We start from the raw sequence: 26,058 nt of genomic DNA, 5'->3' as shown, positions 1-26,058 counted from the left end.
GATTACCAACACCCCGACTCTTCAGCGGGCTGAAATCTGCCCTCAGACCGGCCATGCCTCGCTTTAAGGTTTCCGCCTTCTGGTTACTGGTGCTGGCGTGGATTTTTCTACTGGTATGGATCTGGTGGAAAGGCCCGACATGGACACTCTACGAAGAGCACTGGCTGCAGCCGCTGACGCGCCGTTGGCTGGCGACAGCCGTATGGGGATTTATCGCGCTGGCATGGCTCACCGTCAGGGTGATGAAACGTCTGCAACAGCTTGAGCGACAGCAGAAACAGCAGCGTGAGGAAACTCAGGATCCGATAAGCATGGAGCTGAATGCTCAGCAGCGCTACCTCGATCGCTGGCTACTGCGCCTGCAACGCCATCTCGACAGTCGTCGTTATCTCTGGCAACTGCCGTGGTATATGGTTATCGGTCCTGCAGGAAGTGGCAAAACCGCGCTGCTTCGCGAAGGCTTTGCCTCAGATATTATTTATACTCCGGAAATCGCACGCGGCGCCGAACAGCGGCTGTATCTCACGCCTCACGTCGGAAAACAGGCGGTCATTTTTGACGTCAGCGGTTCACTCTGTGAGCAGCCTGAGGCAGATGTGCTGCACCGCCGTTTATGGGAGCATATGCTTGACTGGCTGGTTCAGAAACGCGCCCGCCAGCCCCTCAATGGCCTCATTCTGACTCTCGATTTTCTCGATCTCCTGACGGCTGATAAGCGCCGCCGTGAATACCTCTTACAGATGTTGCGTAGCCGTTTACAGGATGTGCGCCAGCATCTTCATTGCCAGCTACCAGTGTATGTCGTCCTTACCCGGCTCGATTTGTTACATGGATTTGCAGCGCTATTTCAGTCGCTGGATAAACAGAGGCGCGACAGCATCCTTGGGGTGACGTTTACGCGTGGCGCCCATGAGAGTGACGACTGGCGTGCCGAGCTGGACAACTTCTGGAAGGTATGGGGCGATCTGATAAATCATGCTCTGCCAGATCTGATGCTGGCGCAGAGCCATGACCGCAGCTCGCTGTTCAGTTTTGCTCGTCAGATGCAAGGGAGCCTAGCTCCTCTTGTTGCACTGCTTGACGGCTTGCTGGACGGCGAAAACATGGACGTTATGCTGCGCGGTGTCTATCTCACGTCGTCGCTGCAACGTGGCCAGATGGATGACATCTTTATGCAGTCCGCAGCCCGTCAATACGGTCTTGGGAGTAGTCCACTCAGCGCCTGGCCGCTGGTGGATACAGCCCCCTATTTTACCCGTAATTTGTTCCCGCAGGTGCTGCTGGCGGAGCCAAACCTGGCGGGCGAAAGCCATGCCTGGCTTATCAACGCTCGCCGTCGCCTGACGATTTTCTCTGTCGCAGGCGGCGCGGGAGTGATACTGCTGATAACCGGCTGGCATCACTATTACAATGCCAACTACGCCTCAGGCATTCAGGTGCTGAAGCAGGCGAAAGCCTTTATGGCCGTGCAACCTCCGCAGGGGATGGATGAGTTTGGCAATCTGCAATTGCCTCTGCTTAATCCTGTACGCGATGCCACTTTGGCCTACGGCGACTGGGGCGACCGAAGCCGTCTGGCGGATCTGGGTCTGTATCAGGGCAGACGTATTGGTCCCTATGTGGAGCAGACCTATCTGCAATTGCTTGAGCAGCGCTATCTGCCTTCTTTGTTGAACGGTCTGGTCAAAGAGATGAATTCGGCACCAGCCGAAAGCGAGGAGAAACTCGCCATTCTGCGTGTGATCCGCATGCTGGAAGACAAAAGCGGGCGCAGCAATGAAATGGTGAAGCAATATATGGCGAAGCGCTGGAGTGATAAATTCCACGGTCAGCGTGATATCCAGGTGCAGCTTATGTCTCATCTCGACTATGCGCTGGCACATACCGACTGGCATGCAGAGCGGGAGAAGGGCGATAGCGATGCCATCAGTCGATGGGCGCCCTATGGCAGTCCTGTTGCTGGTGCGCAAAAAGAACTCAGCAAACTTCCGGTATACCAGCGCGTTTATCAAAGCCTGAAAACGCGTGCGCTGGGCGTATTGCCTGCAGATTTAAATCTGCGCGATCAGGTAGGGCCAAGCTTTGAGCGGGTGTTTACCTCGGCTGACGATAACAAGCTGATTGTTCCGCAGTTCCTCACCCGCTACGGCTTGCAGAGTTACTTTGTGAAACAGCGCGACGAACTGGTAGAACTCACAGCGATGGATAGCTGGGTTCTGAACCTCACCCGCAGCGTTAAGTACAGCCAGGCTGACAGGACGGAAATCCAGCGTCAGCTTACAGAACAATACCTTAGCGATTACACCGCTACCTGGCGGGTCGGAATGGATAACCTTAATGTCCGCGACTATGAATCTATCGCGCAGCTGACGGGTGCGCTGGAGCAGGTGATCAGTGGCGATCAGCCCCTCCAGCGGGCGTTGACGGCTCTGCGCGACAACACCCAACCCGCAGTCCTCTCAGAAAAGCTCTCCGATAAAGAGCGGGAAGAGGCGCTGGCTGAGCCGGATTACCGTCTGCTGACCCGTCTCGGGCATGAATTCGCGCCGGAAAACAGCGCACTGGCGGTGCAGAAAGAGAAAGAAAGCACGATGCAGGCGGTCTATCAGCAATTAACGGAACTGCATCGTTATCTGCTGGCAATACAGAATGCACCGGTCCCCGGAAAATCGGCGCTCAAAGCGGTACAGCTTCGGCTGGATCAGAACAGCAGCGACCCGATTTTTGCCACCCGTCAGATGGCTAAAACGCTGCCCGCGCCGCTTAACCGCTGGGTGGGTAAACTCGCTGACCAGGCCTGGCATGTGGTGATGGTGGAAGCCGTTCACTACATGGAAGTGGACTGGCGCGACACCGTAGTGAAACCCTTCAACGAACAGCTGGCGAACAACTATCCGTTCAATCCGGGTGCGCAGCAGGACGCCTCACTGGATGCCTTTGAACGTTTCTTTAAACCGGATGGCGTGCTGGACGCGTTTTATCAGCAGAATCTACGCCTGTTTATGGAAAACGACCTCAGCCTGGAGGACGGTGACAGTGCGGTGATCATCCGTGAGGATATCCGCCAGCAACTTGAAGCCGCACAAAAAATTCGCGATATTTTCTTCAGCAAACAGAACGGCTTAGGTGCGCAATTTGCGGTAGAGACCGTGTCTTTATCCGGCAACAAACGCCGCAGCGTGCTGAATCTCGACGGCCAGTTAGTGGATTACAGCCAGGGGCGCAACTACACCGCGCATCTGGTGTGGCCGAACAATATGCGTGAAGGCAATGAAAGCAAACTGACGCTTATCGGCACCAGCGGCAATTCCCCTCGCAGCATCAGCTTCAGCGGTCCGTGGGCTCAGTTCCGCCTGTTCGGGGCGGGGCAGCTAACGGGTGTGCAGGACGGTACGTTCAGCGTGCGCTTTACCGTGGATGGCGGGGCGATGGTTTATCGCGTACACACGGATGCGGAAGACAATCCATTCGCAGGCGGGTTGTTCAGTCAGTTCGAGTTACCGGACACGCTCTACTAAGGAGGCAGGGATGAAGAATGACGTACTCACACAGACCATCGTTACTGGCAGCGATCCTCGTGACCTGCCCGAGTTCAGCGCAATCCGGGAGGAGATCAATAAAGCTAATCATCCGTCACAGCCGGAGCTGAACTGGCGGCTGGTGGCGTCACTGGCATTGTCGATTTTCAAAACCAACGGTGTGGATCTGCATACGGCGACCTACTTCACCCTGGCGCGAACCCGCACTCAGGGCCTGGCAGGCTTTTGTGAGGGCGTGGAACTGCTGGCGGCGATGATTTGCCACGAGTGGGACAAATTCTGGCCGCAGGGCGGTGCAGCACGTACAGAAATGCTCGACTGGCTGAATATTCGCACCGGCAATATTCTGCGACAGCAACTGTCCTTCGCGCCAGCCGATCTGCCACTGCTGTATCGCGCGGAACGTGCGTTGCAGCTCATCTGCGACAAACTCCAGCAGGTGGAGCTTAAGCGTCAGCCACGCGTTGAGAATCTGCTCTATTTTGTGCAGAACACGCGTAAACGGCTGGAGCCGCAGCCTAAGAGCATTGCCGAAACCCAGACGCAGAACACGGTCAGAACTTTGGTTTACGCGCCGGAGAGCATCTCGTCAGCTTCGACAGACGCGATGCCTCCGCTGCCCGAACTGCCGGAAATCACGGTGGCGGTGCGCAGTCCGGCAAAAAAAACGGGCAGCGCGATTAAAGGGTTTATTGCAGGTATCGCCTGTAGCGCAGCGATCGTCGCTGCGCTCTGGTGGTGGCAGTTTTATCCGTCGCAGCAGCTCCTTTCGCAGGTCAAGGACAGCGGTCCAGGAGCCGCATCACTTTGGCTGGTTTCGCCCATGCTGGATAGCTATCAGCATCGCCTGCAACAACAGTCAGAGACCTCCTCACTGCAACCGCTGGAAACAGGAATGCTGATGGCTCACACTGCGAGTAGCCGCTGGCCGGAGAGTCAGCAGCAGCAAAAGGCTACCGCGTGGTGGACTGAGACGGTGAAAACACGCGCCAGTAAAAGTCCGCAGCTGCGGGGCTGGCTGCAGACGCGACAGGATTTACGCGCCTTTGCTGACCTGGTGATGAAACGCGAAAAGGAGGGGCTGACACTCTCCTACATTAAAAATGTGGTCTGGCAGGCAGAGCGAGGGCTAGGTGAGGAAACCCCTCTGGAATCCCTGCTCACGCAATATCAGGATGCCCAGACGCAGGGGCAGAATACACAAGCGCTGGAAACAGAAATTAATGAGCGGCTGGAGGGCGTAGCAAGCCGCTGGCTATTGCTAAAAAATCATTCTCTGCCAGAAACGGCAGCTAACGAAACCAGTGCCGGGAAATAATCCGGACCCGAGGAACTTATTATGGCAAATCTTGTTTATCTAACTCTTAACGGTGAACTTCAGGGGCTGATCTCGGCTGGCTGTTCTTCGCTGGACTCCATTGGAAATAAGGCGCAATTAGCGCACACGGATCAGATTATGGTGCTGGCGCTTAAACATGGCCTGACCAGGGCGCAGAATGTTAATCATCTCGCATTAAGCATTCAAAAGCCGGTAGATAAATCATCCCCTTTGCTGAGTAAGTCCATTACTGAAAATGAGTGTCTGACATGCGATTTTGAATATTATCGCACTAACCGCTTTGGTATTAATGAGTTGTATTACAAAGTGAAACTGATTAAGGCCCGCATCTCAAGCATACATAGTGAGTTGCCGCATACTATTAATAATGGTCAGGGGCAGCCAGAAGAGTCTGTATCCTTCACTTATGAAAGTATTACCCAGGAACACTGCATAGCGGGAACCAGTGCATATAGCTTGTGGGAGGAAAGGATTTTTTAACAAAATTGAAATGAGGTATATTGTTCGCATGGTTTAGTGAAACTCAAAGCTGTTGTCATGTTATAAAATATCTATTCTTCTATCTTGTTATTATGGCAGGGTTATTTTTATCAGTCTTTAATTAGAGGGTTGGAGGATATTTAAAGTTTTACCTGCCGCCGAAAATTTCTGGCGGCAGATATAGCCTGTCTACTGATAACGACTCACCAGATCTTTAACCATTAACGCGTACGTTCTTTGCTTAAGTTGATATACCTGCTGGTCGGCGGTAGCAATAATTTCTTTCTTGTTAGTCTGAGGGATCGTAACGTTGTACTCATAATTGACCGGTGACCAGGTCGCCCATTCGCCCGTCGCCACATCCACTAGCGTGAAACGCACCAGGTAACGCAGTGAGGTCGCCTCTGTTAGTTTTTCGTTTTTGTAATCTGACCAGATTGTGTTTTTTGTTGTCGGATCATATTTTCCTGACTGCAGGAGATCCTGATAAACGATGATGGCTTTCTGATGGCCTTTTGCAGCAATATATCGAAGTGCCTGCATCCAGTTCATGTTTTCTGCAACCGTTGCTTCACTGTTCTCATCTTTTTCTTTGTTACAGGAAACCACTTTTTGTCTGTCAGGAATGCCGGAAAACGTTGCCACGGAATAATATTGACTCATCTCCTGCTGCATAACCGTCTCTGGTGCACGACTGCCGGATTGTACGAGAATAACTTTTGAATTAAGTGGCACCTGGAATTCATCTTCCTCAAGCGCAGCCTGAATATCCTCTTCAGAAACCGCAAGCGTCGTTTCATTGCCAAAAATATCTTTGTCCGTCAACTGTACGGAAGAACTTTTACTGGTGGCGCTCTCTTTCCCCGTGGTCCCCGTTTTCTTTGCATCAATAGGGGAATGTGGCGCGCAACCCGATAGAAAATAGGCTGACGCGCAGAGGAATGCTATTGTCCTGGAATTCATGTCTTCGTTCCCTGATTTACAATGAAGTTATATGGTGGTGATATTTCACTGATTATATACCTGTGACATGGCAGGATAAAACATAATATATATTCATGTGCTCAATGTATTTATTGTGCGGCGTGTTTTTATTATGGTCTTAAATATTATTGATTCTTACCAGGGTAAAAATAACTCATAGCAACACAAGCGGCGGCAAATGACGCCTGTTCTTCGCCAGTGGGGTGACTTCGCGCCCGCGGGATGCATCCGTTTCCATACCCGGCATCGATCAGCCGATGATCGGCATTGATAGATAGCGCCAACATGGCTGCGTGAACTTGAAAGGATCGGCCAGTATGGGGGGGGGCTGAACGCCAGAAAGCAAAAAACCAGCCCTAAGGCTGGTTTTTCTAAATAGTGGTGCCCGGACTCGGAATCGAACCAAGGACACGGGGATTTTCAATCCCCTGCTCTACCGACTGAGCTATCCGGGCAACGGGGCGCATTAAACCCGATTGGGGCCCTTCCGTCAACGAAATTTATCGATTTCGCAACGGACTGCACACTCTCTCACCAGTTTGCTGGCAACTTAGGCAAAAAAGCGGGTCCACAGCGCGGAGAGCGGCATGGCGAGCACCAGCGCGGGGAGCATATTCACAACCGCAAACATCTTAATGCCGCAGATGCGAAGCCCCGTTGCCAGCAGCAGCAGGCCACCCACGGCGGTGAAGTCGGCCATCATCGCTGGTGTCGTTAACGGGAGAATCAGCGCGGCACAGGTGGCGAGCGCCAGCTGAATCATCAGCATCGGCACACAGATCGCGGCGACGGCAATCCCGAGCGTAGTAGCGAAGATGGTGGCGGTAAAGAAGTCGAGAAAAGCCTTGGCGATCAGAATGCTGGGATCACCGGTCATCCCTTCCTGCATCGAGCCGAAAATCCCCGTGCCGCTGGCGCAGAACAGAATAATGATCGCCACATAGTTCTGAATAAACGTCTCATGGGAACCGCTCGCCGTTTTCCCCGGGCGGGAGATGAGGTTTTTGGCTTTACTCACGGCACCATTAATCCCTTTCTCCAGATAGCAAAACTCACCTATCAGCGCGCCGAGCAGCGTCGCCAGCACCATCACAGGTAAATTGGCGCATTTGATAACCAGCAAAATACCGATTCCGAGGGATGCCAGTCCAAAGATGGAGGGCATCGAAGTGCGAATACGTTCAGGTAATCTCTGGCTTAATACCGCGCCCAGCACGCCACCCAGCAGTACGGCACCGGCATTGATAAAGGGTCCAATAACCAAAATACACTCCCGCTATTTAATCATTGATCTTGCATTATTATTACATGATGGAGGCCATAAGCTGCCTGCTTTCCCACAGAGATGTGCATAAAGTTTGTTTCTTGCACCTCAAAATGAAAGGTGACATTATTGCGCGAATTTTCCCCTCCTGTCTGGATTTCTTCTCCCCTTGAAACGGGTATTTACGCCTATGAAATCACTAAAAATTGCCGTCAGCCATGAGCTGGTGTCCGCGCTGTCCACTCACCGTGAAAAGGTGACGCTGGATAACACCGATTTTACGGACGTGGCGGCAGTCGTCATGACGTTAGCCGAAAGCCGCAGCGGTATTCTCGCGTTACTGAAACGTACGGGATTCCAGATTCCGGTATTCATCTTCTCGCAAGAGCCAGATGTCGCGCCAGACGGTGTTACCGGTGTGATTAGCGGTAAAGCGCAGGAGTTTCTGGAACTGGAAGCAGCAGCCTGTGGCTATGAAGAGAACTTACTGCCCCCCTTTTTTGACACCCTGAGTCAGTATGTGGCGATGAACAACAGCACCTTCGCCTGCCCGGGTCATCAGCATGGTGCCTTTTTCAGGAAGCACCCGGCAGGACGTCAGTTCTTCGACTTTTTTGGTGAGAACGTTTTTCGTGCGGATATGTGCAATGCAGATGTCAAACTCGGGGATCTGCTTATTCATGAAGGTTCTGCCAAAGATGCGCAAAAGTTCGCGGCAAAAGTCTTTAACGCGGATAAAACCTACTTTGTGCTTAACGGAACGTCTGCCGCCAACAAAGTGGTCACCAATGCGCTACTGACGCGCGGCGATCTGGTGCTGTTCGACCGCAACAACCACAAATCTAACCACCATGGGGCGCTGATTCAGGCGGGGGCCACGCCGGTGTATCTGGAAGCCGCGCGTAATCCGTTTGGCTTTATCGGCGGCATCGACGAGCACTGTTTTGACGATGCTTACCTGCGTGAAATGATCCGCGACGTGGCGCCCGATAAGGCCCAGGATGCGCGTCCGTTCCGCCTGGCGGTCATTCAGCTCGGCACCTACGATGGCACGATCTACAACGCCCGTCAGGTGATCGACAAGATCGGCCATCTGTGCGACTACATCCTGTTTGACTCCGCCTGGGTCGGTTACGAGCAGTTTATCCCGATGATGGCCGACAGCTCACCGCTGTTACTGGAACTGAACGAGAACGATCCTGGAATATTTGTGACCCAATCGGTGCACAAGCAGCAGGCCGGGTTCTCGCAAACGTCGCAGATCCATAAAAAGGATAATCATATCCGTGGTCAGGCGCGATTCTGTCCGCACAAGCGCCTGAACAATGCGTTTATGCTGCACTCCTCGACCAGCCCGTTTTATCCGCTGTTTGCTGCGCTGGATATCAACGCCAAAATCCATGAAGGGGAGAGCGGACGCAGGCTGTGGGCGGAGTGCGTTGAGCTTGGCATCGACGCGCGCAAGGCGATTATTGCCAATTGCAAGATGATCAAACCCTTTATTCCACCGGTGGTGGCGGGGCGTCCGTGGCAGGATCATCCGACGCACGCCATTGCCAGCGAGCGTCGATTCTTCAGCTTTGAACCGGGCGCGAAATGGCACGGCTTTGAAGGCTATGCTGAGGAGCAGTATTTTGTCGATCCTTGCAAACTGCTGCTGACCACGCCGGGCATCGACCCACAAACCGGTGATTACACGGATTTCGGCATCCCAGCCACGATCCTCGCTCACTACCTGCGTGAAAACGGCATCGTGCCGGAGAAGTGCGATCTGAACTCGATTCTGTTCCTGCTGACCCCCGCAGAGAGTGTGGAGAAGATGGCGCAACTGGTGGCGATGCTGGGGCAGTTTGAGCAGCATATCGAAGACGACACGCCGCTTGCCGAAGTCCTGCCGACCATCTTCAACAAGTATCCGGTCCGCTATCGTGACTATTCGATTCGCGATCTCTGTCAGGAGATGCACGATCTGTACGTCAGCTTCAACGTTAAAGATCTGCAAAAAGCGATGTTCCGCAAAGCGAGCCTGCCTGCGGTAGTGATGAATCCGCAGGATGCCAACCAGGCCTACATTCGTGGCGACGTGGAGCTGGTGCGCATCAGCGAAGCCGAAGGGCGCATTGCGGCCGAAGGTGCGCTGCCGTATCCGCCAGGTGTGCTGTGCGTGGTTCCGGGGGAAGTGTGGGGCGGAGCGGTGCAGCGCTATTTCCTGGCGCTGGAAGAGGGTGTGAATCTGCTGCCGGGCTTCTCGCCAGAACTCCAGGGCGTGTACAGCGAGAAGGATGCCGACGGGATCAAGCGCTTGTACGGGTATGTGTTGAAGTAGATTTTTCCTCTCCCTTTCGGGGGCGGGAGCATGATACCAGGCCGGGTAGGCGCAAGCGCCGCCCGGCTTCTTTCACTCCACACTCCGCCGGTACATCCGCCGCGGATGGCCAATCTTCCCGTAGAGCATCTCCACGCTCAAAAAACCCGCTTCCACACAGTGTTCCAGATAGCGCCGGGTGGTGGTTTTGCTTAATCCCGTCTCGTTAACGACTTCGTCGACGGAAAAACAGTGTGTCGCTTTGTCGTTGAATAGCGTTTGTACCCGTGCCAGAGTGTTCTCTTCGATCCCTTTGCTGCCGTTATCCTGGCGGTAGTTTTTGGCCTGCAGCTGATACAGCGAATCGACGTTTTGCTGATCGACAATCTTCCAAACCCGCTGCTGCTCTGCAAACTGCACGAAGCGTTCCAGGGACTGGCTCAGCCGCTTCCACGACACCGGTTTCAAAATGTAGTCGAATGCACCGTTGCGGATCGCGAGGCTACAGGTGTCCATATCGCTGGCCGCGGTAATGAAAATCACCGAGCAGTTGGCGTGCACCAGTAGAGGATTGCTGATCAAGGTGATGCCTTTGCCGTCGGGCAAATAGTTATCCAGTAAAATCAGCTGTGGTTGCAGGCTGGAAAGCAGGGACTGTGCCTCGGCAAGTGATGACGCGATGCCCACCAGTCTGAGGCGCGGATGTTTGCTAATCAGCTCTGCGTGAAGTTGTGCCAGCTCGTTCTCATCTTCAACGATCAGTACGTCGATATGTTCATGTTGCATAGTCAGTCTCTTCCAGTTCCTGAACAGGGCGCGGGGGAGTGCCCGTGGCGGGAATAAACAGCGAGAAAATAGCGCCCCGGGGCGTGTTATCGGCAACCTCAATGGAGCCGCCAGCCTGGGTGACATAACTGTCGATCAGGTACAGGCCGATACCGTGATCGCCACGCGTTTTGGTGGTGATACCGCGCTCAAAGATCCGCTCGCGGATCTCAGGCCGGATGCCGACGCCGCGATCCGCCACTTCAATTATCAGCTCCCGATCGTTGAGTTTAATCAGCACTTCCACCGGATCGTGGGGGAGCGGGGCGCGCTGGGTCGCTTCGATGGCGTTATCGAGCAGATTACCGATGATAGAAATCAGCTCTGCTTCCAGCAGCGGAGCGAAAGGCTTGTCCATCCGGCAGGCGGGATCGAAGTTTAGCTCGACGCCTTTCTCACGCGCCCGCGCCGCTTTCCCCAGCAACAGGCCGCACAGGGTCGGCGAGCTGAAGCGAGAGGAGATAAAGTCCAGCAGCTCCTGGGCATGTTCTGATTGCGCCTGAATGTAGCCAATCGCCTCTTCGTAGCGCCCCATATGCAACAGCCCGGAGAGCGTCGTCATGCGGTTCAACTGCTCGTGGCGCATGATCCGCAGGTTATCGACGTAGCGTTTTACCTGGCTCAGCTGGGCGCTCAGGGAGTCGATCTCGTTGCGATCGCGGAAGGTGATCACCCAGCCCTGAAGGGAATCCTCCAGCATAATCCGCACGCGACTGGCGATCACCGTCAGATCGTTAAAGCGGCAGATCTCATCGTGAGTATCTTTCGCCAGCATGGTCTGGGGGGTAAAAAACGCCACCGGGGCGATCACCTGGCTAATCAGCTGCCCGCGCAGTTCCCGCGCCGGTTGCGGCAAACCGAGAAGCGTGCGCGCCGCCTGGTTGATCACTTCGATCCGATAGTTATCGTCGATGGCGATCACCCCTTCGTAGATCGACTCCATCATTGCCTTTTGCTGGCGCACCAGCAGGCCGATCTCACGCGGCTCAAGAGAGAAAATCTGTTTCTTAATACTGCGGGTGAAAAACCACGAGAAGACAAACAGGGCGATCAGCAGCAGCACCGCGGCAATCAGGATGTTCACCACTTTGCTCACGGTAATGGTGTCGAGGTAGCTGGTGAGATACCCCACGGAGACAATCCCCACCACCTGCCCGGCATCGTTGAAAATTGGCGCTTTACTGCGCAGGGAAATCCCTAAACCCCCTTTGCGGATGGTGGTGGTGCTTTTCCCGTGGAGCACGGCGTCGTTATCCCCGCCGACCAGTGTTTTGCCAATGCGGTCTTCAAACACCGAATGAAACAGATGCAGCCCTTTATTATCACCAATGACAATAAAACTGGCATCGCTGTGGGAGGCTATTTGGTGCATAAAATCATGGATGGCTTTGATATCCTTTTCTTCCACCTCTTTACGCAAATTAGGAATAAGCGCAATCTCCTCCGCCTGTATTTTGGCGCGCGTGCTCATTTCCTGATATAGCTGTCTACCGACGTCGACATAATAATATCCGCCCAGTAATGCAAACAGCACTGAGAAAAAGACGACCAGCGAAATAAATAGCTTTATCTGAAACGACACTTTCATGACTATCACGCAGGGTATCAATGGGTTTTGCCAATATATCATCTTTTCCCGGCCTGATGCGGGCTTTGCCCGAAACTTGTGATCCCTTGCACAGCGCGACCAGCAAAAGAAAATGTCAAAATCAGGCTTATCTTAAGGCTAATTTAATCAATGTTATTTGTTTGTACAGTCCGGAAAAGAAACCATAAAAACCACGGCAATAAATAAGGTGTTAATCACATTAAATAAAAGAAACCATTAAAACCATAGAGGCCATAAAAACTTCGGTTTTAATATGCCTTTCCTCACATAAAGTAAGCCTTTGTGACTCTAAGCTGAACGTACAAATAACCAAGAGGCTTAATTATGAGCACTACTGACGATTCTTTCTCTGTTACCCACGACCCGATTGAAATTCAGCGGCCGTCGCTTAAAGAGCGCTGGTGGCACATTATGGATACCTGGAAAGTCGGGATCATTCCCCTGCCGCTGTTTGTGTTAGCCGGTGCGTTGATCGCCGTGGATTGTCTGGGCGGTAAACTGCCGAGCGATATCGTGGTGATGGTCGCCACGCTGGCGTTCTTCGGTTTTGCCTGCGGTGAGTTCGGCAAGCGTCTGCCGATTGTCGGCAAACTCGGCGCGGCGGCAATTTGCGCCACCTTTATTCCGTCAGCGATGGTGTACTACGGTCTGCTGCCGGATGTGGTGGTCGAGTCCACGACCAAGTTCTACAAATCCACCAACATTCTCTATCTCTACATCTGCTGCATCATTGTCGGCAGCATCATGAGCATGAACCGCACGGTGCTGATTCAGGGCTTCCTGCGCATTTTCTTCCCGATGCTGTGCGGTGAAATTGTCGGCATGATCGTCGGGATGGGCGTCGGCATGGCGCTTGGGCTTGAGCCGTTCCAGATCTTCTTCTTTATCATTCTGCCGATCATGGCGGGCGGCGTCGGTGAAGGGGCGATCCCGCTCTCCATCGGTTACGCCACGCTGCTGCACATGGATCAGGGCGTCGCCCTTGGCCGTGTGCTGCCGATGGTCATGCTTGGCGGCTTAACCGCCATCATCATCTCCGGCTGCCTGAACCAGCTCGGCAAACGCTATCCGCACCTCACGGGTGAAGGCCAGCTGATGCCAAACCGCGCCAATGCAGACGCCAGTGTGTCGCAGCCGGCGTTCTCCGGCAAAGCGGATGTGACCACCATTGCCTCCGGTGCGCTGCTGGCGGTGCTGCTCTATATGCTGGGTATGCTCGGTCACAAGCTGATTGGCCTGCCTGCTCCGGTTGGCATGCTGTTTGTGGCGGTGCTGGTTAAGCTCTGCAACGGCGCCTCTCCACGCCTGCTAGAAGGTTCGCAGGTGGTGTACAAATTCTTCCAGACCTCCGTGACCTACCCGATTCTGTTTGCCGTTGGCGTGGCGATCACCCCATGGCAAGAGCTGGTGAACGCTTTCACTGTGAGCAACCTGCTGGTGATTGTCAGCACCGTCTCGGCGCTGGTGGCCACCGGGTTCTTCGTCGGTAAAAAGATTGGTATGCACCCTATTGATGTCGCCATCGTCTCCTGCTGTCAGAGCGGGCAGGGCGGTACGGGTGACGTGGCGATTCTGACCGCAGGCAACCGTATGAGCCTGATGCCGTTCGCCCAAATTGCTACCCGAATTGGTGGCGCGATTAACGTCTCTATCTCGCTGCTGGTTCTGGGCAACTTCCTCGTCTAAGTCTTCAGGAAAGAACAATGAAACTCGCAAGTTTTCTGTATCAGGGTAAACGCAGCTACGGCATCGTACAGGCCGAAGGTGTGGTGGATTTAGGTCGCCGTCTGGGCGATCGCTACAGCGACCTCAAGGCGCTGTTGCAGGGCAACGGCCTGGCGGATGCCACGCGCTATCTCAACGATGTTGCAGATATCCCGATGAGCGCCATCACCTTTTTACCGGTGATTGAGCAGCCGGAAAAAATCCTCTGCGTAGGGATGAATTACGCCGACAAACGCAAAGAGTTTGACCAGCACAACCCGGCGCCAACGCTGTTCGTTCGCTTTGCCGATTCCCAGACCGGGCATAACTCACCGGTATTAAAACCGCGCCACTCGTGCGAATTCGACTACGAAGGTGAGCTTGCGGTGATCATCGGCAAAGGCGGCGAGAACATCCGTCGTGAAGACGCTCTTAGTCACGTCGGCGGTTACAGCTGCTACATGGACGGTTCCGCCCGCGACTGGCAGCACACCTGGTTCACCGCTGGGAAAAACTGGCGGCAGACCGGGGCGTTTGGCCCGTGGATGGCGACAGCCGATGAGATCCCGGACCCGCACCAGCTGGCAATCCGCACCTGGCTCAATGGCCGCATGGTGCAGGAAGACAACACCAGCAGCATGATCCACAAAGTCGCGGAGCTTATCGAGTATATCAGTACCTTTACCCGTCTCAGCCCTGGCGACGTGATCATCACCGGCTCGCCGGGGGGCGTCGGCAAAAAACGTACTCCGCCGCTGTTTATGCAGGAGGGCGATCGCATTGAAGTTGAGATCGAAAACATCGGTCATCTGAGCAATGTGATTATGGAAGCACCCGCGCAAACCCTGGCGGCAGCGCACTGATCAAGGCGGCAGCATGCACTCGCAACTCCCTATCGACTTTCGTCAGACGATCGTCGCGCAACACCCGGAACGCTTAAGTCAGATCCGTTATTTGCTGGCGGACAGCGGCCTGGGGCTGGACAACGACATTACGCTGTTTATAGAGGCCTGGTCCGGTTCACAGCTGGTGGGATGTGCGGGGCTGGCTGCCAACGTCATCAAGTGCGTGGCGGTGGATGAAAAGCTGAGGGGCGCGAATCTCAGCGCCCGCCTGCTGGCGGAAGTGGAAAATGCCGCGCTGGCGCGTGGTCATTTTCATCTCTTTCTCTGCACCCGCCCGTGCAATAAAGAGCGCTTCGCCCGCAGCGGTTTCTGGCCGATTGCCCAGAGCGGCAATAACGCCGTGCTGCTGGAGAACACCCCACAGGGGATCGAGCGCTACTGCCGCTCGCTGCAGCGCAGCCGCAGATGCGGGGAGACGATTGGCGCGATTGTGATGAACGCCAATCCCTTCACCCTCGGCCATCGTCATCTGGTGGAGCAGGCGGCGAAGCAGTGTGACTGGCTGCACCTCTTTGTGGTGCGCGAGGACGCATCGTTCTTCCCGTTCTGCGCCCGTCTGGAGATGGTGCGCGCCGGCGTGGCGCATCTGCCGAATGTCTCGGTGCATGAGGGGTCGCAGTACATCATCTCCCGCGCCACGTTTCCGGCCTATTTCCTTAAAGAGAGCGGCAAAGTGCAGCAGGCGTGGAGTGAAATCGACGTGCTGATCTTCCGCGACTTTATCGCCCCTGCGCTTGGGATCACCCATCGCTTTATCGGCTCGGAGCCGTTTTGCGACATCACCCGCCAGTACAACCAGACGCTGCATCAGCTGCTTGCCCCCGCGATAGAAGTAGTGGAGATGCCGCGCATCAAGGTAACAGGCAACGCCATTTCGGCGTCGGAAGTGCGCCGCTTGCTCAAAACACAGCAGTTTTCTCGTATCCGGGAGATTGTCCCGGAATCCACTTTCGCGCATCTCAAAGCGCACTACGTGAAAGATCACGCGCGCGCGGAAGTCGCATAACTATCAGGAATTTATCATGAATATTATAAGGGAGGCGCTGGCCGGAACGCAGGAGTCCAGCGACCTGATGGTGAAAATCGCCCCCGCCGACGGCGAGCTGGAGATTGTCATCCACAGTGAAGTGATTAAGCAGTTTGGCGAGCAAATTCGCCAGGTGGTCGACGAAACGCTGCGCGCCATGGATGTGCGCCAGGGGTTAATAATCGTTGAGGATAAAGGTGCGCTGGACTGTGTGATCCGCGCCCGCCTGCAGAGTGCGGTGATCCGCGCTTCAGACTCGCAGCAGATCGACTGGAGCAAAATGTCATGAACAAACTCCGTCGCAGTATGCTGTTTTTACCCGGCGCCAACGCCGCCATGCTCTCTACCGCGTTTATCTACCGTCCGGACTCTATCATGTTTGACCTCGAAGACGCCGTGGCCCTGCGCGAAAAAGACACTGCGCGGCTGCTGGTCTTCCATGCGCTGCAGCACCCGATGTATCAGGATATCGAAACCGTGGTGCGTATTAATCCGCTGAGCACGCCGTTTGGCCTGCTGGATCTGGAAGCGGCGGTTCGTGCGGGCGTGGACGTGATCCGCCTGCCAAAAACTGACACCCCGGAAGATATCTTTGAGCTGGAAGGCCATCTGGAGCGCATTGAGCGCGAGTGCGGTCGCGAAGTCGGTTCGACCCGCGTGATGGCGGCGATTGAATCGGCGATTGGCGTGATTAACGCCGTGGCCATAGCCCGCAGTTCACCGCGCCTGATCGGCATTGCGCTGGCGGCGTTTGACTATGTGATGGATATGCAAACCGAACGCGGCGACGGCACCGAGCTGTTCTATGCCCGCTGCGCCGTGCTGCACGCCGCACGCGCCGCCGGGATCGACGCCTTCGACGTGGTGTGGTCGGACGTAAACGACGAAGCCGGGTTCCTGCGCGAGGTCGATTTGATCCGCAAAATGGGCTTTAACGGCAAATCCCTGATTAACCCGCGCCAGATCGACCTGCTGCATAACGCCTACGCGCCGACGCAGCAGGAAGTGGATCACGCGAAATTAGTGATTGAAGCGGCAGAAGAGGGCGAACGCAACGGCCTGGGCGTGGTGTCGCTCAACGGCAAAATGGTGGATGCGCCGATTATTAACCATGCGCAAATGGTGCTGGAACGCGCGGCTGCCTCCGGCGTGCGTCGCTAAGGATGACACAATGAATCAGACAGAACTGCTCCACCTGAACTTCCCTCATCTGCGGGAACTTAAACCTTTTGATACCGCCCACAGTGCCACGCCGTGGCTGGCGGATGTCGACGCCAAACACCGCCGCAAACTGTGCGAAACCCTGGAAGAGGCGGTGAAGCGCAGCGGTTTGCAGGACGGGATGACCATTTCGTTCCACCATGCGTTCCGCGAAGGCGACCGCGTCATCAACAACGTGGTCGCGCTGCTCGCGCACATGGGCTTTAAAAACCTGACCCTGGCGTCCAGCTCCCTGATGACCTGCAACGATGCGCTGATCGAACATATCAAAAACGGTGTAATTACCCGTATTTATACCTCCGGGATGCGCGGCAAACTGGCGGATGCCATCTCTCACGGGTTGATGGAAGAACCGGTACAAATTCACTCCCACGGCGGACGCGTGAAGCTCCTGCAGGACGGCGAGCTGAATATCGACGTCGCGTTTCTCGGTGTGCCGTGCAGCGACGAGTTTGGCAATGCCAATGGGACTCACGGCAAATCCAGCTGCGGTTCGCTGGGCTATGCGATGGTCGACGCCCATTTTGCCCGCAAGGTGGTGCTGCTCACAGAAGATCTGGTGCCGTTCCCGAACATGCCTGCAAGCCTGGTGCAGGATCGTGTGGATTATGTGGTGCAGGTCGAGAGTGTCGGCGATCCGGAGAAGATCAGCGTCGGCGCGGCGCGCGTGACCAGCAATCCGCGCGAGCTGATGATTGCCCGCTATGCGGCGGATGTAATCGAGCACTCCGGCTATTTCAAAAACGGCTTCTCGATGCAGACCGGCTCCGGCGCGGCGGCCACCGCCTGCACCCGCTTTATGGGCGAAAAGATGGCGCGAAGCCACGTGAAAGCGCGTTTCGCGCTGGGGGGGATCACCGGTAGCCTGGTCGATCTGCATGAAAAAGGGCTGATCGAAAAACTGCTCGATACCCAGTGCTTTGACGGACAGGCCGCGGCTTCACTGGCTCGCAATCCGAATCACGTGGAGATCTCCACTAACGTTTACGCCAATCCGGGCAGCAAGGCGGCGAGCTGCGATCAGCTTGATGTGGTGATCTTAAGCGCGCTGGAGATCGACGTGGATTTCAACGTCAACGTCATTACCGGCTCTGATGGGGTGATGCGCGGGGCATCGGGCGGACACTGTGATGTGGCCGCCGCCGCGAACCTGACCATTGTCGTCGCACCGCTGTTGCGCAGCCGTATTCCGACGGTGGTGAAACGGGTGACCACGCGCTTAACGCCGGGGGAGAGTATCGACGTGCTGGTGACCGATCACGGTATCGCCGTCAATCCTGCGCGTGCGGAAATTCGCGAACGGCTGGAAGCGGCGGGGCTGAAAATTGTCGATATTGAGGCCCTGTACGCGCGGGCGATTTCGCTGACCGGCGAACCCAAACCCATCGAATTTACCGACAAAATCGTCGGGGTGATCCGCTACCGTGACGGCAGCGTGATCGACACCGTCCGACAGGTTAAGGAGTCATAATCATGACCATCGCGACACCCGTTCATTCGGGTGTCAGCCTTACGCAGATGCTGGCGGCGAAAGAGAAACGCGCCGCGCGTCAGGCTGACTGGCTTTCACATTATCAACAACCGGTGATTTCGCTGACGCTGGTGACGCCCGGTGATATCAAAGACTCTCTGCGCTATCGCAATACCATGGGCGTGGCGCTGCAGGTGTGCGATCAACTGCTGTGGGAGCACCGCTGGCAGGTGCTGGACCGCCTGGTGCTGTGGCTGCCCACGGGACCAGAAGCCATGTGGTGCGTGGCGCATCAGGCGCCAGAAATTAAAGCTCACTGTGCCGAGCTGGAACAGACGCATCCTCTCGGACGACTGTGGGATCTGGATGTGATCTGCCCAGACGCCGGGCATGTCGGACGGCGCTCGCTCGGAGAAAACATGCGCCGCTGCCTGATCTGCGATGAACCGGCGCACGCCTGTTCCCGCTCACGTCAGCATCCGGTGGAGCAGGTGGTGGCCCGCGTGGAGAAGATGATCGATGACTGGTTTGCTCGCGACTAAACCGCGCCGCACAGATGTGCCGCAGCTCGCCGAGGAGGCTCTGTGGATGGAACTGGAGCTCACGCCAAAACCGGGGCTGGTGGATAAGCTCAATAACGGCTCCCATCGCGATATGGATCACGCACTTTTTACCCGCAGTATCGCCGCCATAGCGCCGTGGTTCTCGCGCTTTGCTGAACTGGGCGCGGAACATGCCGGAAAACCCGCGGCGGAACAGTTGAGCCTGATTCGCCCAATGGGAATCGCCTGTGAGCAGGCGATGTACGCGGCGACGGGCGGAGTTAACACCCACAAAGGCGGGATTTTCGCGCTGGGACTGCTCTGTTTTGCAGCCGGGCGCGTTAACCCTGTCACTTCAGACAGTCTCTGCTGTGAGATAAGTAACATTTGCCAGGGGCTGGTGGAACGTGAACTGGCCGGGCGCAGCGGGAGGACAACCGCCGGTGAGCGCCAGTACCAGGAGCTGGGCTTAACGGGTGCGCGCGGCGAGGCTCAAAGCGGATTCGCGACGGTCAGGAAGGTTCTGCCTCAGTGGAATCGTCATCAACTCCACGATCTGCTGCTGCGGTTAATGGCGGTGAATCAGGACAGTAATCTGGTGTCGCGCGGTGGCCTGGACGGGCTGCGCTATGTCCAGGGGTACGCGAAAGATGTGCTGGCGAACGGCTGGGATCGAAAGATTCTGAATGAAATGGATAACGCGCTGATCGCCCGCCGTCTAAGCCCTGGAGGCAGCGCAGATTTACTGTCGGTGGGAATTGTTCTGGATGGGTGCGGATGAAAAGACTCATCTCCCGACGGGAGATGAGTCAAGGGATTAGCGCTTCTGGAGCAGATAGCTGTTTTCAAATCCAGGCAGGCTGCCAATCACGTCGAAGCCGTTGAAGTAACCACCCGCACGCAGTAAGTCGACCGCCGGGCCGACCTGTGGCGAGTACTGGTGATCGCGATAATCGTCAAAGACAATAAAGCCGCCAGGCACTACGGTTGGGGAGTAGAGCAGGAAGTCGATCAGGACGTGACGCCCTTCGTGGCCGCCGTCGATGTGCAAAAGTACAGTCTGAGGATTGAGTGCCAGAACGCGTTCGATGCTCAGCTCCGAATATCCGCGTATCAGGTTTACTTCCGGGAAAAGACGCTCGTGATAGAAGCGCAGCTCACTTTCCTGACAGGTTAATTCCATCGGGTCAATGCCGATCATGCGGCGTTTATGCTGACAAATTTCATTCATAAACGACGTGGATTTGCCCTTCCAGACGCCAATCTCAATGATATCGCCCGCAACATTATTATGCTCAAGCAGCCAGCAAAGATAACCGAGGCATTTCACGTGGTCGTGAAATGAAAGCTCCCGACGCGCCATGGCCAGCTCTTCCGGTAGCTCGGCTTGTGCCCGCGCCAGCGTTTCGCCAACACTATCCCAGGTCGTATCGATAATTTTTTTTATCTCAGGGTCCTGGAAGAAAACTTTCAAGTCAGCGATATCTAGCATCTTTTAACCTTATTTGTGCATCAGGAATGACGGAATGTCGATAGCAACAAATTTGCCACAATAGGTTAAGAATGAGGCGCTAAATAGGTCCCTTTTTTATAGGTATTTATCAGGATAGAAGGGGGGAACCCTCTCCCGAAAAAGGGAGAGGGAAGGGAGGATTAATGCGCGATTGGCTGTGCGCCATTCGGAACGCGGACGTGTTTGTATTTGAACAGGGCGATGAAGGCGAAGAACAGCACCAGAGAGTAACCGGCGAAGATCAGCCACACTGGCTGCCAGTCGGTAATTCCATTGGTGGTATACATCTCAACGACTTTACCGCTCACGATGCCGCCGAGAATACAGCCGAAACCGTTGGTCATCATCAGGAACATACCCTGAGCACTGGCGCGGATTTCAGGCTTAACTTCTTTTTCGACAAACACCGAACCGGAGATGTTGAAGAAGTCGAAGGCGCAGCCGTAAACAATCATCGATAGAACCAGCAGCACGGTGCCGAACGGCGTTGGGTCGCCGTAGGCGAACAGACCGAAGCGCAGCATCCATGCAAAGATACTGATAAGCATCACGTTTTTGATACCGTAGCGGCTCAGGAAGAACGGGATGGTCAGGATGAACAGGGTTTCAGAGATCTGTGAAATCGACATCATTACCGACGCGTGCTCAACGATAAAGCTACCGGAGAACAGCGGGTTGTTGTCGAAACTGTGCAGGAAGGTGTTCCCGAACATGTTAGTGATTTGCAGCTCTGCGCCCAGCAGCATGGAGAAGATAAAGAAGATCGCCATGCGTTTGTTTTTAAACAGCGCGAACGCATCCAGGCCGAGCATGGAGCTCCAGCTCTGTTTTTGCTGCTGGTTAGAAACCGGAATGTGCGGGAGCGTCAGGGTGAACAGGGCCAGCAGTACAGAGAGGCCAGCACCGATGTAGAGCTGCATATGGCTCAGTTCAAAGCCTGCGAAGCTCACGCCCCACATCGCCATGATAAAGCCGATAGTGCCCCAGATACGGATTGGCGGGAAGTCGGTCACGATATCCAGGCCCGCAGACTTAATGCGGTAGTAGGAGATGGTATTGATCAGGCCAAGCGTTGGCATATAGGCCAGCGAGTTCAGCAGGATCACCATAAACATCGCCCCTGGCGTGGTCACTCCGGCCGCCATAAATAGCGTACCCGCCCCCACCAGATGACAGAGCGCGTAAAGCCATTTCGCGCTTATCCATTTATCCGCCACGATCCCCAGAAGCGTTGGCATAAAGACCGCTGCAATACCCAGCGAGCTGTATACGGCACCGATAGACGCACCGTCGAACTTGAGCGTCACAAACATGTAGGAGCCGAGCGTGGTTAGCCAGCTACCCCACAGACAGAACTGCAGAAACGACAATATTTTAAGCTGCAGCTTAAGGTTCATGTTACTTTCCTCACAATTGAGCGGGAGATATGTTGTTATGGGAACATTCAGGGTTGTTATTTGATGCAATTCTATCAGCAGGCGAGGTTATGTTTTGTTACCTCCCGCAAAAAAATGCAATCCTCATTAATTTGCAGTTTAGATTGTGATGCAAATAACATTTTCGTATGGATGGGGCAGTGTGGGGATTATTGCCCTCTCCCGTCGGGAGAGGGCAGGGGAAAACTAGCGGCGACGATAATTCTTCTGCGCCGTATTCACCTTATACAGATAACGACGGGATTCCGCGGACGGGTGGCGAGTGGTCAGGGTTGAGTAAACATCCCCTGGCGACATGCTGTTGATGATGTTCGCGGCCTGAATTTTATCATTCGAGAACACGCGCAGTACGCTGCCTGCGCCGCCGTTATACGCGGTGATCACCGCATAGCGACGCGACGTCGGGTTATCAATCCCGCCCAGATAGACATTGCTCAGCATCGCCAGATAGGCGGTGCCGGTATCAATATTACTGGCCGGATCAAACAGGAAGCTGCGGCTAGGCATGCCGGATCTGCCCTGCGAACGGAACACATCTTTCCCGGCGCTGTGCTGGACAACCTGCATCAGTCCTAACGCATCGGACCGGCTCACTGCGTACGGGTTAAAGGAGGATTCGGTCTGCATAATCGCCAGAATCAGCGACTCATCCACGCCATATTTGCGCGACGCCTGACGCACCATGCCCACATACTTATGCGCACGCTTGTCGAGGTGGTTCGGCACCAGATTGATGGTCACGCTGTAGATAATTTTCAGGCCGTTGCTGCGGCTTTTCAGACGCGTTTTCAGCAGGTAATCGGCGAAAGAGGTGGCGCGGCCTTCCCAGCGAATCGACTGGCCGGTCTGGTCAACGACCTGCCCGTACAGGAACGGCTCTTTGGAGATGGTGATATCGTCGGCGTCGGAATAGAGATCGATAGTGCCAGGATCGTCACCCATCAGCAGGGTTTTGACAATGGCCTGACGTAAGTGCGCCGCAGGTTCGGTTCCCGCGATGGTTTCGATCGTGATCGTACCGTCATCAAAGTTGATGTGGCTACGGGTCTGGTAGGCGTCGGTGTATTTAACGTAGTCCTTCGGTCCCGCGATAAGAACTTCGTTAAATCCCCAAATATTCTCGATGTTGTGGGCAAACTGCCCCATCAGAATGTCAAAACCGTTCGTGTCCTTAACCCAGGCTTCGTTATAGCTATCGCCTTTTTTACTGGAACAAGAGACAAGCAACGGCGCAACAAGGGCTAGCGCTAGTAATTTTTTCATCATTCCGGGATTGCGTGTTGTGTTTGCTAAACTGCGGGGTTACCCCCGCACGCTGTTATTTTTCCGGCGGCGTGTAGCCTTCAATGTGCACATCTTTGCCTTCAAACAGGAAGTTCACCATCTCCTGTTCCAGCAGCTTGCGGTGTTCCGGGTTCATCATGGTGAGTTTTTTCTCGTTGATGAGCATGGTCTGCTTCTGCTGCCACTGTGCCCACGCCTCTTTGGAGATCTCGTTATAGATGCGCTTACCCAGTTCACCCGGATAGAGCTGGAAATCCTGCCCTTCGGCGTCGCGCTGCAGATAGGTACAAAAAATTGTTCTGGCCATTCTGATTCCTCGTTGTCTTGTCGAAGCTAAACGACTGCTCCGGCACGTAATTGCTGTAACAGGCGCTCCACGGGAGCTGCCAGCCCGACGGATGGCGGTTGCGCTAAGTTATACCAGAGAGCCACGCCTTCATCCATGCAAGAGGCGAAGGAGGACACGGGAAGCCACATTGGCACAATATCCAGATGGAAATGGCTGAACGTGTGGCGAAACGCCGTCAGTTGCTGGAGTTTATCGGCGCTTATCTGTCGCTGCGCCAGCCACTCACGCAGCCCCTCTTCGCTGTCAAACTGCGGGAAGCAGTACAATCCGCCCCATAAACCACTCGGCGGACGCTGCGCAAGAAACACCTCGTCGCCGTGCTGCATCAGCAGTAAAAAACCGGTACGTTCTGGCAGGGTCTGCTTGGGTTTTTTGCCGGGATATTGCGCCCATGAATGATTGGCATAGGCCACGCAAAGATTATTGACCGGGCACAGCTCGCATTTCGGTTTGGAACGCGTGCAGACGATTGCCCCTAAATCCATCATCGCCTGGTTAAAACGCTCGACGCCTTTCGCGGGCGTCACCGCTTCACTGATCTCCCATAAGCGCTTCTCGACCTCTTTCTTACCCGGCCAGCCGCCGACCGCATAGCAGCGGGCCAGCACGCGTTTGACATTGCCATCGAGAATCGGGAAATGTTTGCCTAAGGAGAGAGAAAGCACCGCGCCCGCCGTGGAACGCCCGACGCCGGGCAGGGCAGCCACTTCGTCGAAGGTTTCCGGGAATTTACCGTTATGCAGAGTCGCGACCTGCTGCGCTGCCTTATGCAGATTGCGCGCACGGGCGTAATAGCCAAGGCCGGTCCACAGGTGCAGCACCTCGTCGAGCGGCGCGTTGGCGAGATCGGTTACCGTCGGAAATCGCGCCATAAAACGCTCAAAGTAGGGAATCACGGTCGCGACCTGCGTTTGTTGCAACATCACCTCGGAGAGCCATACTTTGTAGGGCGTTTTTTCAATTTGCCAGGGCAGGGTTTTACGCCCGTATTTGTCGTACCAGTCCAGCACCTGGGCTGAAAATTGAGAGGCTTGCATGGTCATCGATTCGCTTAATCAGGGACGCAGATTGCAGCACAGCGCCATGCGACTGTAAACCGGATCTTTCCCATGCTTGCATACAGGGCTTAACTTTGGATAATGCCCGTTTCCCGAACATTCTCACAAGCAGACTACTCTTTTATGAAAAATGACGTCATTTCACCGGAATTTGATGAAAACGGTCGCCCACTGCGCCGTATTCGTAGCTTTGTCCGCCGTCAGGGGCGCCTGACAAAAGGGCAGCAACATGCGCTGGATAACTACTGGCCGGTGATGGGCGTTGAGTTCAGCGAACAGCCAGTCGACTTCGCCGCCCTGTTTGGCCGCGATGCGCCGATCACGCTGGAGATCGGTTTTGGCATGGGCTCATCGCTTGTGACCATGGCGAAAGCGCGTCCGGAGCAAAATTTTCTTGGCATTGAAGTGCACTCACCGGGCGTGGGCGCATGCCTTGCGACCGCGCACGAAGAGGGCGTAGAGAACCTGCGTGTCATGTGCCACGATGCGGTCGAAGTGCTGCACAAAATGATTCCTGACAATTCTTTGAACATGGTTCAGCTCTTTTTCCCTGACCCATGGCACAAAGCACGTCATAATAAGCGCCGTATCGTTCAGGCAGAATTTGCTGAGCTTGTGAAAAGTAAGCTAAAACTGGGCGGTGTCTTCCATATGGCCACCGACTGGGAACCTTACGCGGAACACATGCTGGAAGTGATGTCGTCGCTCGACGGGTATAAAAACCAGTCTGAGAGCAACGACTACGTACCGCGACCGGATTCACGTCCGGTAACGAAATTTGAACAGCGTGGCCATCGTCTTGGTCACGGTGTATGGGACTTAATGTTCGAGAGGGTTAAATAATGGCAAACCGTAGCCGTCGTCTGCGTAAAAAAATGCACATCGAGGAATTCCAGGAAGTTGGTTTTTCCGTCGCATGGCGTTTCCCGGAAGGTACTAGCGTAGAAACCATCGATAAGGACGTTGACGCCTTTATCGATGAAGTGATCGAGCCAAACAAACTGGCGTTTGATGGCAGCGGCTATCTCTCCTGGGAAGGGCTGATCTGCAAGCAAGAGATCGGTAAGTGCACCGAAGAGCAGCAGGCCCTTGTGCGCAAATGGCTGGAAGACCGCAAATTCGAAGAGGTCCGCGTTAGCGAACTTTTCGACATTTGGTGGGACTAACTAGCAAAGGGCCGGCAAATGCCGGCCCGTTTTGTCT

23 protein-coding genes and 1 tRNA gene are annotated in these 26,058 nt (G+C 54.9%); 14 read left to right on the top strand and 10 right to left on the bottom strand.

Translation table 11 applies throughout. The features are described 5' to 3' along the window. Positions 1-53: 53 nt before the first annotated feature. From tssM to F153LOC_RS07980, 3 genes are read left to right on the top strand one after another with little or no spacing between them, the layout of a single operon-like run. Positions 54-3,518 carry a type VI secretion system membrane subunit TssM gene (gene tssM / locus F153LOC_RS07990; protein ID WP_102104734.1) on the top strand — a complete coding sequence of 1,155 codons (3,465 nt, stop codon included), beginning with the start codon at positions 54-56 and terminating at the stop codon, positions 3,516-3,518. 10 nt (positions 3,519-3,528) lie between these two features. Further along, positions 3,529-4,857: a type VI secretion system ImpA family N-terminal domain-containing protein gene (locus F153LOC_RS07985; RefSeq protein WP_102104733.1), complete on the top strand. Its 1,329-nt coding sequence runs from the start codon at positions 3,529-3,531 to the stop codon at positions 4,855-4,857. Positions 4,858-4,878: 21 nt separating this feature from the next. Next, positions 4,879-5,358: an Hcp family type VI secretion system effector gene (locus F153LOC_RS07980; RefSeq protein WP_102104732.1), complete on the top strand. Its 480-nt coding sequence runs from the start codon at positions 4,879-4,881 to the stop codon at positions 5,356-5,358. Positions 5,359-5,547: 189 nt separating this feature from the next. On the opposite strand, the gene F153LOC_RS07975 is transcribed toward F153LOC_RS07980, so the two are convergent. The 3 genes from F153LOC_RS07975 to F153LOC_RS07965 form a co-directional block, all read right to left on the bottom strand. Further along, positions 5,548-6,321 (bottom strand): hypothetical protein, encoded by a 774-nt coding sequence (locus F153LOC_RS07975; RefSeq protein WP_102104731.1) that lies wholly within the window; start codon positions 6,319-6,321, stop codon positions 5,548-5,550. 400 nt (positions 6,322-6,721) lie between these two features. Beyond that, a tRNA-Phe gene (locus F153LOC_RS07970) sits at positions 6,722-6,797 on the bottom strand. 95 nt (positions 6,798-6,892) lie between these two features. Further along, the gene (locus F153LOC_RS07965) at positions 6,893-7,606 is read right to left on the bottom strand and encodes a DUF554 domain-containing protein (RefSeq protein WP_102104730.1); all 714 of its coding nucleotides are present in this window, start codon (positions 7,604-7,606) and stop codon (positions 6,893-6,895) included. Between the two features lie 190 nt (positions 7,607-7,796). Here F153LOC_RS07965 and F153LOC_RS07960 point away from each other — a divergent pair, with 190 nt between their 5' ends. Then, entirely contained in the window at positions 7,797-9,932 is a 2,136-nt protein-coding gene (locus F153LOC_RS07960) for an ornithine decarboxylase (RefSeq protein WP_102104729.1), read from the top strand. A gap of 72 nt (positions 9,933-10,004) precedes the next feature. On the opposite strand, the gene F153LOC_RS07955 is transcribed toward F153LOC_RS07960, so the two are convergent. After that, on the bottom strand, positions 10,005-10,697 hold the full coding sequence (locus F153LOC_RS07955) for a response regulator (protein WP_102104728.1): 693 nt from the start codon (positions 10,695-10,697) through the stop codon (positions 10,005-10,007). After that, a complete protein-coding gene (locus tag F153LOC_RS07950) occupies positions 10,687-12,324 on the bottom strand; it encodes a sensor histidine kinase (protein ID WP_102104727.1) in 1,638 nt (545 codons plus the stop codon). The genes F153LOC_RS07955 and F153LOC_RS07950 overlap by 11 nt, the downstream gene beginning before the upstream one ends. Before the next feature lie 345 nt (positions 12,325-12,669). Here F153LOC_RS07950 and F153LOC_RS07945 point away from each other — a divergent pair, with 345 nt between their 5' ends. From F153LOC_RS07945 to citG, 8 genes are read left to right on the top strand one after another with little or no spacing between them, the layout of a single operon-like run. Then, complete coding sequence (locus F153LOC_RS07945) at positions 12,670-14,031, top strand: 2-hydroxycarboxylate transporter family protein (RefSeq protein ID WP_100778981.1); 1,362 nt, start codon at positions 12,670-12,672, stop codon at positions 14,029-14,031. Between the two features lie 17 nt (positions 14,032-14,048). Then, positions 14,049-14,912, top strand: a complete 864-nt coding sequence (locus tag F153LOC_RS07940; protein ID WP_102104726.1) for a fumarylacetoacetate hydrolase family protein — start codon at positions 14,049-14,051, stop codon at positions 14,910-14,912. 13 nt (positions 14,913-14,925) lie between these two features. Continuing rightward, entirely contained in the window at positions 14,926-15,960 is a 1,035-nt protein-coding gene (citC, locus tag F153LOC_RS07935; RefSeq protein ID WP_102104725.1) for a [citrate (pro-3S)-lyase] ligase, read from the top strand. 16 nt (positions 15,961-15,976) lie between these two features. Next, positions 15,977-16,270, top strand: a complete 294-nt coding sequence (gene citD / locus F153LOC_RS07930; RefSeq protein WP_102104724.1) for a citrate lyase acyl carrier protein — start codon at positions 15,977-15,979, stop codon at positions 16,268-16,270. Then, complete coding sequence (gene citE, locus F153LOC_RS07925; RefSeq protein WP_102104723.1) at positions 16,267-17,142, top strand: citrate (pro-3S)-lyase subunit beta; 876 nt, start codon at positions 16,267-16,269, stop codon at positions 17,140-17,142. The genes citD and citE overlap by 4 nt, the downstream gene beginning before the upstream one ends. A gap of 10 nt (positions 17,143-17,152) precedes the next feature. After that, on the top strand, positions 17,153-18,673 hold the full coding sequence (gene citF / locus F153LOC_RS07920; RefSeq protein ID WP_102104722.1) for a citrate lyase subunit alpha: 1,521 nt from the start codon (positions 17,153-17,155) through the stop codon (positions 18,671-18,673). A 2-nt stretch (positions 18,674-18,675) separates the two neighbouring features. After that, on the top strand, positions 18,676-19,215 hold the full coding sequence (gene citX, locus F153LOC_RS07915) for a citrate lyase holo-[acyl-carrier protein] synthase (protein WP_102104721.1): 540 nt from the start codon (positions 18,676-18,678) through the stop codon (positions 19,213-19,215). Then, positions 19,193-19,996, top strand: coding sequence for a triphosphoribosyl-dephospho-CoA synthase CitG (gene citG, locus F153LOC_RS07910; RefSeq protein ID WP_102104720.1), 804 nt, complete (start codon positions 19,193-19,195; stop codon positions 19,994-19,996). Before citX ends, citG begins: the two co-directional genes overlap by 23 nt. A gap of 36 nt (positions 19,997-20,032) precedes the next feature. Here the strand turns inward: citG and F153LOC_RS07905 are convergent, their stop codons facing one another. The 5 genes from F153LOC_RS07905 to mutY form a co-directional block, all read right to left on the bottom strand. Next, positions 20,033-20,707 (bottom strand): class I SAM-dependent methyltransferase, encoded by a 675-nt coding sequence (locus tag F153LOC_RS07905; protein ID WP_102104719.1) that lies wholly within the window; start codon positions 20,705-20,707, stop codon positions 20,033-20,035. 161 nt (positions 20,708-20,868) lie between these two features. Then, positions 20,869-22,125 carry a nucleoside permease gene (locus tag F153LOC_RS07900; protein WP_100778989.1) on the bottom strand — a complete coding sequence of 419 codons (1,257 nt, stop codon included), beginning with the start codon at positions 22,123-22,125 and terminating at the stop codon, positions 20,869-20,871. A 225-nt stretch (positions 22,126-22,350) separates the two neighbouring features. Continuing rightward, complete coding sequence (gene mltC, locus F153LOC_RS07895) at positions 22,351-23,427, bottom strand: membrane-bound lytic murein transglycosylase MltC (protein ID WP_100778990.1); 1,077 nt, start codon at positions 23,425-23,427, stop codon at positions 22,351-22,353. 55 nt (positions 23,428-23,482) lie between these two features. Next, positions 23,483-23,755: an oxidative damage protection protein gene (locus tag F153LOC_RS07890; RefSeq protein ID WP_100778991.1), complete on the bottom strand. Its 273-nt coding sequence runs from the start codon at positions 23,753-23,755 to the stop codon at positions 23,483-23,485. 26 nt (positions 23,756-23,781) lie between these two features. Then, on the bottom strand, positions 23,782-24,840 hold the full coding sequence (gene mutY, locus F153LOC_RS07885) for an A/G-specific adenine glycosylase (protein WP_102104718.1): 1,059 nt from the start codon (positions 24,838-24,840) through the stop codon (positions 23,782-23,784). Between the two features lie 138 nt (positions 24,841-24,978). Here mutY and trmB point away from each other — a divergent pair, with 138 nt between their 5' ends. Together trmB and F153LOC_RS07875 are read left to right on the top strand one after the other, a co-directional pair. Further along, the gene (gene trmB, locus F153LOC_RS07880; protein WP_100778993.1) at positions 24,979-25,698 is read left to right on the top strand and encodes a tRNA (guanosine(46)-N7)-methyltransferase TrmB; all 720 of its coding nucleotides are present in this window, start codon (positions 24,979-24,981) and stop codon (positions 25,696-25,698) included. Beyond that, complete coding sequence (locus tag F153LOC_RS07875; RefSeq protein ID WP_102104717.1) at positions 25,695-26,021, top strand: YggL family protein; 327 nt, start codon at positions 25,695-25,697, stop codon at positions 26,019-26,021. Before trmB ends, F153LOC_RS07875 begins: the two co-directional genes overlap by 4 nt. Positions 26,022-26,058: the final 37 nt, after the last annotated feature.

This window comes from Lelliottia sp. F153 (assembly GCF_002870005.1).
GTDB classification, from domain to species: domain Bacteria; phylum Pseudomonadota; class Gammaproteobacteria; order Enterobacterales; family Enterobacteriaceae; genus Enterobacter; species Enterobacter nimipressuralis.
This window is presented reverse-complemented; position numbering and strand designations above follow the sequence as displayed.